11 protein-coding genes are annotated in these 12,771 nt (G+C 64.7%); 6 read left to right on the top strand and 5 right to left on the bottom strand.

What is annotated here, in order from left to right; translation table 11 throughout:
- Positions 1-167: 167 nt before the first annotated feature.
- A complete protein-coding gene (locus LB523_RS13155; protein ID WP_095766051.1) occupies positions 168-566 on the bottom strand; it encodes a hypothetical protein in 399 nt (132 codons plus the stop codon).
- A gap of 131 nt (positions 567-697) precedes the next feature.
- Positions 698-2,503, bottom strand: a complete 1,806-nt coding sequence (locus LB523_RS13160) for an IlvD/Edd family dehydratase (protein WP_224603145.1) — start codon at positions 2,501-2,503, stop codon at positions 698-700.
- A gap of 150 nt (positions 2,504-2,653) precedes the next feature.
- Here LB523_RS13160 and LB523_RS13165 point away from each other — a divergent pair, with 150 nt between their 5' ends.
- Positions 2,654-3,103 (top strand): SRPBCC family protein, encoded by a 450-nt coding sequence (locus LB523_RS13165; protein ID WP_224603147.1) that lies wholly within the window; start codon positions 2,654-2,656, stop codon positions 3,101-3,103.
- A gap of 18 nt (positions 3,104-3,121) precedes the next feature.
- Here the strand turns inward: LB523_RS13165 and LB523_RS13170 are convergent, their stop codons facing one another.
- Positions 3,122-4,300, bottom strand: coding sequence for an Mrp/NBP35 family ATP-binding protein (locus LB523_RS13170; protein ID WP_224603216.1), 1,179 nt, complete (start codon positions 4,298-4,300; stop codon positions 3,122-3,124).
- A gap of 207 nt (positions 4,301-4,507) precedes the next feature.
- Here LB523_RS13170 and LB523_RS13175 point away from each other — a divergent pair, with 207 nt between their 5' ends.
- A complete protein-coding gene (locus LB523_RS13175) occupies positions 4,508-4,885 on the top strand; it encodes a VOC family protein (RefSeq protein ID WP_224603149.1) in 378 nt (125 codons plus the stop codon).
- A 29-nt stretch (positions 4,886-4,914) separates the two neighbouring features.
- Here the strand turns inward: LB523_RS13175 and LB523_RS13180 are convergent, their stop codons facing one another.
- Both LB523_RS13180 and LB523_RS13185 read right to left on the bottom strand, forming a co-directional pair.
- Positions 4,915-5,919: an inorganic phosphate transporter gene (locus tag LB523_RS13180; RefSeq protein WP_140843886.1), complete on the bottom strand. Its 1,005-nt coding sequence runs from the start codon at positions 5,917-5,919 to the stop codon at positions 4,915-4,917.
- A 3-nt stretch (positions 5,920-5,922) separates the two neighbouring features.
- A complete protein-coding gene (locus LB523_RS13185; RefSeq protein WP_224603151.1) occupies positions 5,923-6,564 on the bottom strand; it encodes a DUF47 domain-containing protein in 642 nt (213 codons plus the stop codon).
- Between the two features lie 158 nt (positions 6,565-6,722).
- Here LB523_RS13185 and LB523_RS13190 point away from each other — a divergent pair, with 158 nt between their 5' ends.
- From LB523_RS13190 to fdhF, 4 genes are all read left to right on the top strand, one after another.
- Complete coding sequence (locus LB523_RS13190; protein WP_095766056.1) at positions 6,723-7,622, top strand: LysR family transcriptional regulator; 900 nt, start codon at positions 6,723-6,725, stop codon at positions 7,620-7,622.
- 193 nt (positions 7,623-7,815) lie between these two features.
- Positions 7,816-8,295, top strand: coding sequence for a formate dehydrogenase subunit gamma (locus LB523_RS13195; protein ID WP_095766057.1), 480 nt, complete (start codon positions 7,816-7,818; stop codon positions 8,293-8,295).
- Complete coding sequence (locus LB523_RS13200; protein WP_224603153.1) at positions 8,292-9,848, top strand: formate dehydrogenase beta subunit; 1,557 nt, start codon at positions 8,292-8,294, stop codon at positions 9,846-9,848. Before LB523_RS13195 ends, LB523_RS13200 begins: the two co-directional genes overlap by 4 nt.
- Positions 9,849-9,858: 10 nt before the next feature.
- Entirely contained in the window at positions 9,859-12,771 is a 2,913-nt protein-coding gene (fdhF, locus tag LB523_RS13205) for a formate dehydrogenase subunit alpha (protein ID WP_224603154.1), read from the top strand.

A 12,771-nucleotide genomic window follows, 5' to 3' on the forward strand; every position in this document is an offset into this window, starting at 1 on the left:
GAAGGCCGGCCTGCAAACGATGCCTTTCCTGCGCTTCCGGCCTTCGCCGGCCGAAGCTCTCTTAGATGTCTCCGCTCTATAAAGGCTACGGCCGGCATAGACCGGTTCTCGGAACCCGCCATTTTCGACTCGGCCTGACCAAAGCTCAACGCGTCCTGTTCGTCTGATCATTCCGCGCTCAGCCCGTAGCGCTCGACGACCTCGGCGTTGATCAGCTTAGCGTGCAGCGTCATCAGCACGATCTGCGCGTCGAAACTGTCGCCGGCCTCCAGCGCCGCCTCGATGCGGCGCTCGACCTGCAATGTCGGCTCGCGGCCGTTGGCCTGCTCGAACACATGGCGTCCGGCGACGCAATAGCCGCAGAGCTGCGCCACGGATGCATAGGCGTCCGCCGGCGGCTCGTCGGGCCAGCGGTCGTTCATCAGGTTGACGATGGTGAGTTTCACGCCCTCTGGTACCAGCGCCGGATGCAGGTCGGCCGCACGCAACGCGTCGTCGAGCTGGCGCAGATCGCCGGAGCGGCCGAACATGCCGAGAAAGCCGAGGGAAGAGCGCCGTTTCGCCACGATGATCTGTCCCTTCGTGAGCTGCCGAGGTCGAGCTTATCTGTGGGTTCCCTGGAGATGAAACAAGGGCAACAGAAAAGGGCGGCTCGCCGTCGGCAAGCCGCCCCTTTTGATCGGCCGAATAAATAGGCTTAGTGATTGTCGCGCGGCACGCCGCTGGTATGGGCGACGTCCTGGTATTTCACCGCCGGTTTCAGCACCATGCCGGCCGAGAACTGGTCGACCATGCCGCGCTGGATCTCCTGCCAAGGCGTCTGGTGCTGGGGATAGTGATAGCCGCCATTGGCCTGCAGCGCGGCGCGCCGCTTGGCGATCTCCTCGTCGCTGACGAGGATATTGGCCGTGGCCTTTTTCAGGTCGATGCGGACGCGGTCGCCGCTCTTGAGCAGCGCCAGCCCGCCGCCGATCGCGGCTTCAGGCGAGGCATTGAGGATCGACGGGGAGCCCGACGTGCCGGACTGGCGGCCGTCACCGATGCAGGCAAGGGCGTGGATGCCCTTCTTAATCAGGTAGGCCGGCGGCTGCATGTTGACCACCTCGGCGCCGCCCGGATAGCCGACCGGACCGGCGCCGCGCATGAACAGGATCGTGTGCTCGTCGATGCCCTGCGCGGGATCGTCGATGCGGGCGTGGTAATCCTCCGGCCCGTCGAAGACCATGGCGTTGCCCTCGAAGGCCTCCGGGTCGTTCGGGTTGGAGAGGTAGCGCTCACGGAATTCGGGCGAGATGCCGCTGGTCTTCATGATGGCGGAATCGAACAGGTTGCCCTTGAGGTTGATGAAGCCGGCATTGGCCTTGAGCGGCTTGTCGGCGCTGCGGATGACGTCGTGATTCTCGTTGACGGCATCCCGGCAATTGTCGCCCATCGACCTGCCGTTGGCGGTGATGGCACCGGGATGCGGCAGCAGCCCGGCCTTCATCAGTTCGGCGACGACTGCCGGCACGCCGCCGGCATGGTGATAGTCTTCGCCGAGATACTCGCCCGTCGGCTGCAGGTTGACCAGCAGCGGGATGTCGAGGCCGATCTTCTGCCAGTCGTCATTGTCGAGCGGCACGCCGAGATGGCGGGCGATGGCGTTGAGGTGGATCGGCGCGTTGGTCGAACCGCCGATGGCCGAGTTGACTACGATGGCGTTCTCGAACGCCTCGCGGGTCATGATGTCGGACGGCTTCAGATCCTCATGCACCATCTCGACGATGCGCTTGCCTGTCTCGTAGGAAATCTGGCCGCGCTCGCGGTAGGGTGCAGGGATAGCGGCCGAGCCGGGCAGTTGCATGCCGAGCGCCTCGGCCAGCGAATTCATCGTGGTAGCCGTGCCCATGGTGTTGCAATAGCCGGTCGACGGCGCCGAGGAGGCGACGATGTCCATGAACTCGTCATAGTCGATCTCGCCGGCAGACAGCCGCTGGCGCGATTCCCAGACGATGGTGCCCGAACCGGTGCGCTTGCCCTTGTGCCAGCCATTCAGCATCGGGCCGACCGAAAGCGCGATCGCCGGGATGTTGACGGTGGCCGCCGCCATCAGCAAGGCAGGCGTCGTCTTGTCGCAGCCGATGGTCAGCACGACGCCGTCGAGCGGATAGCCGTAGAGCACTTCGACCAGGCTGAGATAGGCAAGGTTGCGGTCGAGCGCGGCCGTGGGGCGCTTGCCGGTCTCCTGGATCGGATGGCAGGGGAACTCGAAGGGGATGCCGCCCATCGAGACGATGCCCTCGCGCACGCGCTTGGCAAGCTCGAGGTGATGCCGGTTGCAGGGCGAAAGGTCGGAACCGGTCTGCGCGATGCCGATCAGCGGCTTGCCCGACATCAGCTCGGCGCGAGTCAGGCCGTAATTGAGGTAGCGTTCGAGATAGAGCGCCGTCATGCCCGGATTGTCGGGATTGTCGAACCACTCCTGCGAGCGAAATTTCTTCTTCTTGGTGGGGGCGCCTGCCATGGTGGTCTCCGTATTTGTATGACAAATCGATAGGACAATGCGTTCATGCAGGCAAGAGGCAGGCGCAGCCGGAACCCGGACTTTGGTGCGATAGACTTGTTTCGGGCCGCGCGCTACGACCAACCGGCATCAGCAATGCGGGAGGTCTTGATGGCTTTGGTGATCGAAGGCGAGGAGCGGATCGCCGCACCCATCGGGAAAGTGTGGGAAGCCCTTAACGACCCGGAGATCCTGAAGGTGGCGATTCCCGGCTGCCAGAGCCTTGAGAAGAATTCGGACACCGCCATGGCTGCGACCGTGGTGCTCAAGATCGGCCCCATCAAGGCGACCTTCAACGGCGAAGTCACGCTGAAAAACCTCAAGCCACCGCATTCCTACACCATCCAGGGCGAAGGCAAGGGCGGCGTTGCCGGTTTCGCCAAGGGCGGCGCCGACGTGACGCTGACCGCCGACGGGGCGGACTCGACAGTGCTCAAATACGCCGCCAAGGCCGAGGTCGGCGGCAAGATCGCGCAACTCGGCAGCCGGCTGATCCAATCGACATCGAAGAAATTGGCAGGGCAGTTCTTCTCGACGTTTGGCGAGAAGGTCGGCGCCTGACCCTCAAAGGAAAGGGCGTTATTCGAACACGATGCTTGGCACGGCGGCTTCGGCGGCGCCGCGCTCTTCCTGGACCCTTTCCCAGACCTTGCTGGCGATATCGCGGTAGATCTTTGCTTCCGCGCCCTCCGGCTTGGAGGCGACGACCGGGGCGCCGGCATCCGAGCTTTCGCGGATGCCCATCTCAAGCGGCACCTCACCAAGGAAGGTGACGCCGAGGCGCTCGGCCTCGCGGCGCGCGCCGCCATGGCCGAAAATGTCGTAGCGCTTGCCGGTGTCGGGAGCGAGAAAGTAGCTCATATTCTCGACGATGCCGAGCAGCGGCACGTCGACCTTCTTGAACATGTTGAGGCCCTTGCGGGCGTCGATCAGCGCCAGATCCTGCGGCGTCGAGACGATGACGGCGCCGGCGAGCGGCACCTGCTGGGCCATGGTGAGTTGGGCATCGCCGGTGCCGGGCGGCATGTCGACCACCAGCACGTCGAGCGGACCCCATTCGACCTCGCGCAGCATTTGCGTCAGCGCCGACATCACCATCGGGCCGCGCCAGATCATCGGCGTCTCCTCATCGACGAGGAAGCCCATCGACATCACCTTGAGGCCGTAATTCTGCATCGGCTTCAGCACCTTGCCGTCGACGGTCTGCGGCCGGCCGTGGATGTTGAGCAGCCTGGGCATGGACGGGCCGTAGATATCGGCATCAAGCACGCCGACCTTCAGCCCGTTGGCGGCAAGGCCGAGCGCCAGGTTGACGGCGGTGGTCGACTTGCCGACGCCGCCCTTGCCGGAGGCGACGGCGATGATGGCGTCGATGCCGGGCACGCCGCGCCTGCCATGGCTCTGCGAGGTGGGCGCATGCGGCGCAGGGCGCTGCGGCGCGGGCTGCGGAGTCGGCCGCTGCGGGGCAGATGGGCGCGGCGGAACCGGCGCTTCCATGCCGCCGCCCTTCTTCTCCGCCGTCAGCGCGACGACCGCGCTGGCGACGCCAGGGATAGCCTTCACCGCGCGCTCGGCGGCGGCACGCAGCGGCTCCAACTCCTGGGCGCGGGCGGCGGGCACGGTGATCGAGAAGAAGACCTTGGAATCGGCGATGAAAATCTCGGAGACCATGCCGAGATCGACGATGTTGCCGGTGAAGTCCGGCCCGTTCACCGTCTTCAGGCGCTCGATGACGGATTCCTTGGTAACGGTCATGATCTTTCCTCGGCGTTTGGCGTTCCAGATAGTGCAGTTTGCCGGCGGAACCAAGCCGTGGCGCAACGGCTCGCCCGGCGTGCCCCGGAAAGCGACGGATGGTGTCGGATTTGGCCACGGCCGCGGCGCAGGTTCGGGCCCGGTCATAGCCAAACGGTGCGCCCGCACTATCTCCATCGCCATCACGACAGCCGGGGAAGGAAGACGGTCATGCTTGAAAACAGCAATGTGACAGCCAATCTCGCGGTGAAGGACATCGCCAAGGCAAGGGCGTTCTACGAGGGCACGCTGGGCCTCAGCCAAGTGGACGACATGGATGGCGAGCTGATCGTCTACAAAAGCGGTGACACGCTCCTCAATGTCTATCGCTCGCAATTCGCCGGCACCAACAAGGCGACGGCCGCAACCTGGGCGGTAGGCGACCGCATCGAGCCGATCGTCAAATCGCTGCGGTCGAAGGGCATCACCTTCGAGCACTATGATATGCCCGGCCTGTCGCTCGAAGGCGACATCCATGTCGGCTCGGGCATGAAGGTGGCCTGGTTCAAGGATCCCGACGGCAACATCCTGAACCTGGTGGGCAAATAGCGCCCACTCTCAGGCGGAGCCGGAACCCGTCATCCGGCGAGCCTTGTGGCGAGATAGGTCAACGCCGAAATCGCCGCCGTCGCCGGCAAGGTGATCACCCAGGCGACGACGATGTTGCCGGCGATGCCCCAGCGCACGGCGGAGACGCGGCGCGCGGCACCCACGCCGATGATGGCGCCTGTGATGGTATGCGTCGTCGAAACCGGGACACCGAGCCAGGTGGCGGCGAAAAGCGTTACGGCGCCGCCGGTCTCGGCGCAAAAACCCTGCATCGGATTCAGCCGCGTGATCTTCGATCCCATGGTGTGGACGATGCGCCAGCCGCCGAGCAGCGTGCCCAACGCCAGTGCCGACTGACAGGTGAGCACCACCCACAGCGGCACATGGAAAGTCGGGCCGAGCGCGCCCTGCGAAAAGAGCAGCACGGCGATGATGCCCATGGTCTTCTGCGCGTCGTTGCCGCCATGTCCCAGCGAATAGAGCGAGGCGGAAAAGAACTGCAGCACGCGAAAGCTGTTGTCGACCGCGAATGGCGTCTGGCGCACGAACAGCCATGAGACGATGAGTACCAGGACGAGCGCCAGCACGAATCCCGTCGCAGGCGAGAGCACGATGGCCGCGACCGTCTTGCCGAGCCCGGACCAGACGATGGCGCCCAGGCCTGCCTTGGCGACCCCGGCGCCGACCAGCCCACCGATCAGCGCGTGCGAGCTGCTCGACGGAATGCCGGCGACCCAGGTGACGATATTCCAGACGATGGCGCCGACGAGTGCGGCAAAAATCACCGCCGGCGTGACGATGCTGGCGTCGATGATGCCTTTTCCCACCGTCTCGGCGACATGCAGGCCGAAGAACAGGAAGGCGATAAAATTGAAGAAAGCCGCCCACAGCACCGCGTAATGCGGCCTGAGCACCCGGGTGGAGACGATGGTCGCGATCGAGTTGGCGGCATCGTGCAGGCCGTTGAGGAAATCGAAGAACAGCGCCACGGCAACAAGGCCGACCAGCAGGGGAAAGGCGATCGTGGCGTCCATCGCCTAAACGTTCTCGATGACGATGCCGCTGATCTCGTTGGCGACATCCTCGAAACGGTCGACCACTTTCTCCAGCTGGCCATAAATCTCCGAACCGATCAGATAGGCCATGGCGTCGCTGCGGCCGTGACGCTTGAACAGATCCTTGAGGCCATGCTCGTGCAGATCGTCGGCGCGGCCCTCGACGCGCATGACCTCCTCGGCGATGGCGTTGAGATGCGCTGCGTTGGCGCCGACCTTGCCGAGCAGCGGGATCGCCTCGGCGACCAACCGGGCGGCCTGGACGATGACGCCGCCCATTTCCCGCATCAGCGGATCGAATTCCCTCACTTCGAACAGTTTCACCGTCTTGACGGTCTTGTGCATCATGTCGATGGCGTCATCCATCGACTGGATCAGATCCTTGATGTCGCCGCGGTCGAAGGGTGTGATGAAGGAGCGCCTGACGGCAAGCAGGACCTCGGCGGTGATGCCGTCAGCCTCGTTCTCGAGATCGATGATTTTTTGGCACCAGCGGTCGATGTCCTTGCCCCGGAGAAGCTGCTCAAGGGCTTCGGCGCCGCCGACCACGGTGCGCGAATGCCGCTCGAACAGGTCGAAGAAGCGATCCTCGCGCGGCAACAGCTTGCGAAACCAACCCAGCATGTCGTCCCTCCCTGCTTCCACCTATCTCACATAACGCCACGCGCAGCGCGGGAAAACAGATAGCCGGCTCAAAAATGTGGACGAGGCCGATTGCGCATGCGTCTTGCGAAGCAGGGCGATTTCCCCGACCTTGGGCAAACCGCGGCGGATCGGACGGCATGATCGACAAACTGGAATTCTTCATCGCTCTCGCCAAGGAGGAGCATTTCGGCCGGGCCGCAGAAGTGTGCGGTGTCACCCAACCGACCTTATCGGCCGGCATCAAGCAGCTCGAGGAACAGCTCGGCGTCATGCTGGTGCTGCGCGGCTCGCGCTTCCAGGGCCTGACGCCGGAGGGCACGCAGGTGCTGGGCTGGGCGCGCCGCATCGTCGGCGACTCCCGCACGATGCGCGAGGAGATGCGGGCGGCGCGCCACGGCCTGTCCGGGCGCATCCGCATCGCCGCGATCCCGACGGCGCTCGCCATGGTGGCGCGGCTGACGACGCCATTCCGCGAAAAGCATCCGGGCGTCACCTTCTCGGTGCTGTCGCGCACATCCATCGAGGTGCTGTCGCTGCTCGGCAATTTCGACGTCGATGCCGGCATCACCTATCTCGACAACGAGCCGCTCGGGCGCGTGACCAGCGTGCCGCTCTATGACGAGCGCTATCAGCTGATCACGGCGGTCGGGAACCCCTATTCCGACCGCGACAAAGTGTCGTGGGCCGAGATCAGCCAGCTGCCGCTCTGTCTGCTGACGCCGGATATGCAGAACCGGCGCATCATCGACCAGCATCTGGCAGAAGCCGGCGTGCAGGTGCGGCCGACGCTGGAATCGAATTCGATGATCGTGCTGTTCTCGCATATCCGTACAGGCAAATGGTCATCGATCATGCCGCTCAACCTTGCGGAAACGTTCGGCTTTTCCGAGCCCATCCGGGCGATCCCGATCGTCGAGCCGGACGCCAGCCACACGGTCGGGCTGGTGGCGGCGCCGCGCGAGCCGCACACGCCGCTGGTGCAGGCGCTTCTGGGAGAGGCGATGGCGCTGGCGGACGATTTCCGCGCCCACCGCTAGGTTAGACAATGCGAGCCGCCGGATCTTGATAGAAAATTTCTATCGAACGACGAAAGCGCTTTATTGATTTCGGAGGTTTCCTCTGATTTCGTAAGGACTTAGCGATATTGCGCCCTATGCATGTCGTTGCCCCGAAACCGCTCTATATGCTGGGGTGACATACATTGGCCGCCACGACCAGGGAGGGCGCTGCGTGAGCATGCAGGCCGCAAGTACCGAGATCGCGTCGCGCACGGCGGCGATCATTGATGAGATGAAGGGCCTCGAAGGCCCGTTGCTGCCGATCCTGCACAGCATACAGGAAGAGTTCGGCCACGTTCCGAAAGACGCGCTGCCGGTGATCGCCGATGGGCTGAACCTATCGCGGGCCGAGGTGCACGGCGTGGTCAGCTTCTACCACGATTTCCGCGCTAAGCCCGCCGGACGGCACGTGCTGAAGCTCTGCCAGGCCGAAGCCTGCCAGTCGATGGGTTCGGACGCCGTCGCCGCCAAGATCAAGCAGTTGCTGGGCATCGATTTCCACGAGACCACGCGCGACGGATCGGTTACACTGGAGCCGGTCTATTGCCTCGGGCTTTGCGCCTGCTCGCCGTCGGCGATGCTCGACGGCGAAGTCATCGGCCGGCTCGATGACGAGAAGATCGAAGAGATCGTCGCGGAGGTACGTTCATGATCCCGCGCATCTATGTCCCGGCAGATTCCGGCGCGCTGGCGCTCGGTGCAGAAAAGGTCGCCAAAGCGATCGAGAAGGAACTCAAGGAGCGCGGCGTCGAAGCCAAGATCGTGCGCAACGGCTCGCGCGGCGCCTATTTCCTGGAGCCGATGGTCGAGGTGGCCACGGCTGAGGGCCGCGTCGCCTACGGGCCGGTCAAGCCATCCGACGTCAAGAGCCTGTTCGACAGCGGCTTCCTCAAGGGCGGCCATCACAAGCGCTGGCTGGGCTCCCCCGACAAGATCCCCTTCTTCGCCAAGCAGACGCGGCTGACCTTCGCGCGCTGCGGCGTCATCGATCCGCTGTCACTCGACAGCTACAAATCGCATGGCGGCCTGAACGGTCTGCAGAATGCAGTGGCGATGGCGCCCGCGGACATCGTGAAACAGGTGACCGAATCCGGCTTGCGCGGCCGCGGCGGCGCCGGCTTCCCGACCGGCATCAAGTGGAAGACGGTGCTGGATACGGCGGGCGCGCAAAAATACATCGTCTGCAACGCTGACGAAGGCGACAGCGCCACTTTCGCCGACCGCATGATCATGGAAGGCGATCCCTTCGTGCTGATCGAGGGCATGGCGATCGCCGGCATCGCCACCGGCGCGACCAAGGGCTTCGTCTATATCCGCTCGGAATATCCGCATGCAGTGGCGACGATGAACAAGGCCGTCGCTATCGCGCGCAGGGCGGGCGTGCTGGGCGTCAACGTGCTGGGCTCACCCAACGCCTTCGACATGGAAATCCGCGTCGGCGCCGGCGCCTATGTCTGCGGCGAGGAAACCTCGTTGCTCAACAGCCTCGAGGGCAAGCGCGGCGTGGTGCGCGCCAAGCCGCCGCTGCCCGCGATCCAAGGCTTGTTCGGCAAGCCGACGGTGATCAACAACGTGATCAGCCTGGCCTCGGTGCCTGTCATCATGGACAAGGGCGCTGCCTACTACAAGGATTTCGGCATGGGCCGCTCGCGGGGCACGATCCCGATCCAGATCGCCGGCAACGTCAAGCATGGCGGCCTGTTCGAGACGGCTTTCGGCCTGACGCTGGGCGAGATCGTCGACGACATCGGCGGCGGCACGTCCACTGGGCGTCCGGTGAAGGCGGTGCAGGTCGGCGGTCCGCTCGGCGCCTATTTCCCGCGCGCTTTGTTCGACACGCCGTTCGACTACGAGGAATTCGCCAAGCGCGACGGGCTGATCGGCCATGCCGGCATCACCGTGTTCGACGATACGGCCGACATGCTGAAGCAGGCGCGCTTCGCCATGGAGTTCTGCGCCATCGAAAGCTGCGGCAAGTGCACGCCCTGCCGCATCGGCTCGACGCGCGGCGTGGAGGTTCTGGACAAGGTCGCCGCCGGCATCGAGGCGGAGAAGAACCTCGCGCTGGTCACCGACCTCTGCAACACGATGAAGTTCGGATCGCTTTGCGCGCTGGGCGGCTTCACGCCCTACCCGGTGATGAGCTCGATCACGCATTTCCCCGAGGATTTCAAGCCCGCGCCGGCACGCGTGGCTGCTGAATAGGAGCTGGCAGATGAACATCAAGGCCGACTTCCCGACACTCATCGAAGAGATCGACTACGGCACGCCGGAGTCGAAAGCGACGAAGCAGGTGACCCTGACAGTCGACGGGCAAAGCATCACCGTGCCGGAAGGCACCTCGATCATGCGCGCGGCCATGGAAGGCGGCGTCGAGATCCCGAAGCTCTGCGCTACCGATATGCTGGACTCCTTCGGCTCCTGCCGCGTCTGCCTGGTCGAGATCGAAGGACGCGGCGGCACGCCGGCCTCTTGCACGACCCCGGTCGGCGAAGGCATGGTGGTGCGCACGCAGTCCGACCGGCTCGACGCCATCCGCCGCGGCGTCATGGAACTCTATGTCTCCGACCACCCGATGGGCTGGAACGAAAAGGCCGGAACCGGCGCCAGCGAGTTCGACGCGGTGGCGAAGTCGGTCGGCCTCGCCGAGAACCGCTATGGTGTCGAGGGCCGCAACCACGTCAAGGAAGAAAGCGGCGTCGCGCCCGGCCATGGCTCGTTGGCGGTCGATTACATCGCCCGCGACGAATCCAACCCCTATTTCACCTATGATCCGGCACAGTGCATCGTCTGCTCGCGCTGCGTGCGCGCCTGCGAGGAGGTGCAGGGCACCTTCGCGCTGACCATCGAGGGCCGCGGCTTCGAATCGCGCATGGTCGCCGGCATGCATGAGGACTTCATCGCTTCCGAATGCGTGTCCTGCGGCGCCTGCGTGCAGGCCTGCCCGACCGACGCGCTGCGCGAGAAGACCGTGCTCGAGAAGGGCATGCCGGAGCGCTCGGCCGTCACCACCTGCGCCTATTGCGGCGTCGGCTGCTCGTTCAAGGCCGAGGTCAAGGATGACGAGGTCATCCGCATGATGCCCTACAAGGACGGCAAGGCGAACCACGGCCATAGCTGCGTCAAGGGCCGTTTCGCCTATGGCTATGCCACGCACAAGGACCGCATCCTGTCGCCGATGGTCCGCGAGAAGATCACCGATCCGTGGCGCGAAGTGACCTGGGAAGAGGCGATCGCCCATACGGCGAAGGAATTCCGCCGCATCCAGTATCAGTATGGACGCACGGCAATCGGCGGCATCACGTCCTCGCGCTGCACGAATGAGGAGACCTATCTCGTCCAGAAGCTGGTGCGGCAGGGCTTCCGCAACAACAACGTCGACACCTGCGCGCGCGTCTGCCACTCGCCGACCGGCTACGGGCTCGGCCAGACCTACGGCACATCGGCCGGCACGCAGGATTTCGATTCGGTCGAGTTCACCGATGTCGCCGTCATCATCGGCGCCAATCCGGCTTCCGCCCATCCCGTCTTCGCCTCGCGGCTGAAGAAGCGGCTGCGCCAGGGCGCCAAGCTGATCGTGCTCGATCCGCGCCGCACCGAAATGGTCAAGTCGGCGCATATCGAAGCCGACTACCACCTGCCCTTGAAGCCTGGCACCAACGTGGCGGTGCTGACGGCGCTGGCACATGTCATCGTCACCGAAGGCCTGTTCGACGAGGCCTTCATCCGCGAGCGCTGCGACTGGGCCGAGTTCCAGGACTGGGCGTCCTTCGTCGCCCTGCCGGAAAACAGTCCCGAAACCGTCGGCAAGCTCTCGGGCGTCGATCCGGAACTGATCCGGGGTGCCGCGCGCATGTATGCCAAGGGCGGCAATGGCGCGATCTATTACGGCCTCGGCGTGACGGAGCACAGCCAGGGCTCCACCACGGTGATCGCCATCGCCAACCTCGCCATGGCCACGGGCAATATCGGCCGTCCGGGCGTCGGCGTGAACCCGCTGCGCGGCCAGAACAACGTGCAGGGCTCCTGCGACATGGGCTCGTTCCCGCATGAATTGCCGGGCTACCGCCACATCTCGGGCGAAGCGGTGCGCGACATCTATGAGAGCCTGTGGGGCGTGAAGCTGGACGATGAGCCGGGCTTGCGCATCCCCAACATGCTGGACGCCGCCGTCGACGGTTCGTTCAAGGGCATCTACATCCAGGGCGAGGACATCCTGCAGTCCGATCCGGACACCAAGCATGTCGCCGGCGGCCTCGCCGCGATGGAATGCGTGGTCGTGCACGACCTCTTCCTCAACGAGACGGCGAACTACGCGCATGTCTTCCTGCCGGGCTCGACCTTCCTCGAGAAGGACGGAACCTTCACCAATGCCGAGCGCCGCATCAACATGGTGCGCAAGGTCATTGAGCCGAAGGCGCGCTATGCCGACTGGGAAGCGACGCAGGAGCTTGCCCGCGCCATCGGGCTCGACTGGAACTATACCCATCCCTCGCAGATCATGGACGAGATCGCCAAGACGACGCCGAGCTTCGCCGGCGTTTCGTTCGAGCTGCTCGACCGCGTCGGCTCGGTGCAGTGGCCGTGCAACGAGAAGGCGCCGCTCGGCACGCCGATCATGCATGTCGACGGCTTCGTGCGCGGCAAGGGCAAGTTCATCCGCACCGAATATGTGGCGACGGACGAGCGGACCGGTCCGCGCTATCCGCTGCTGCTCACCACCGGACGGATCCTGTCGCAGTATAATGTCGGCGCGCAGACCAGGCGCACCGAAAACGTCACGTGGCATGCCGAGGACCGGCTGGAGATCCATCCGCACGACGCCGAGGTCCGCGGCCTCCGCGACGGCGACTGGGTGCGGCTGGCGAGCCGCTCCGGCGAAACCACGCTGCGCGCGCTGATCACCGACCGCGTCTCGCCCGGTGTCGTCTACACGACCTTCCACCACCCGGACACGCAGGCCAACGTCATCACGACCGACTTCTCGGACTGGGCGACCAACTGTCCGGAATACAAGGTCACCGCCGTGCAGGTGGCGCCGTCCAACGGTCCGACCGACTGGCAGAAGGACTATAACGAGCAGGCCAAGCAGAGCCGGCGCATCGCCCCGCTGCAGGCGGCGGAGTAG

Source organism: Mesorhizobium sp. ESP-6-4 (assembly GCF_020164735.1).
GTDB lineage: Bacteria > Pseudomonadota > Alphaproteobacteria > Rhizobiales > Rhizobiaceae > Mesorhizobium.

Coding starts and splice junctions, on each gene's coding strand:
- LB523_RS13160 (WP_224603145.1), bottom strand. CDS start 2,503: ATGGCAGGCGCCCCCACCAAGAAGAAGAAATTTCGCTCGCAGGAGTGG.
- LB523_RS13180 (WP_140843886.1), bottom strand. CDS start 5,919: ATGGACGCCACGATCGCCTTTCCCCTGCTGGTCGGCCTTGTTGCCGTG.
- LB523_RS13185 (WP_224603151.1), bottom strand. CDS start 6,564: ATGCTGGGTTGGTTTCGCAAGCTGTTGCCGCGCGAGGATCGCTTCTTC.
- LB523_RS13200 (WP_224603153.1), top strand. CDS start 8,292: ATGATCCCGCGCATCTATGTCCCGGCAGATTCCGGCGCGCTGGCGCTC.
- fdhF (WP_224603154.1), top strand. CDS start 9,859: ATGAACATCAAGGCCGACTTCCCGACACTCATCGAAGAGATCGACTAC.
- LB523_RS13175 (WP_224603149.1), top strand. CDS start 4,508: ATGCTTGAAAACAGCAATGTGACAGCCAATCTCGCGGTGAAGGACATC.
- LB523_RS13165 (WP_224603147.1), top strand. CDS start 2,654: ATGGCTTTGGTGATCGAAGGCGAGGAGCGGATCGCCGCACCCATCGGG.
- LB523_RS13190 (WP_095766056.1), top strand. CDS start 6,723: ATGATCGACAAACTGGAATTCTTCATCGCTCTCGCCAAGGAGGAGCAT.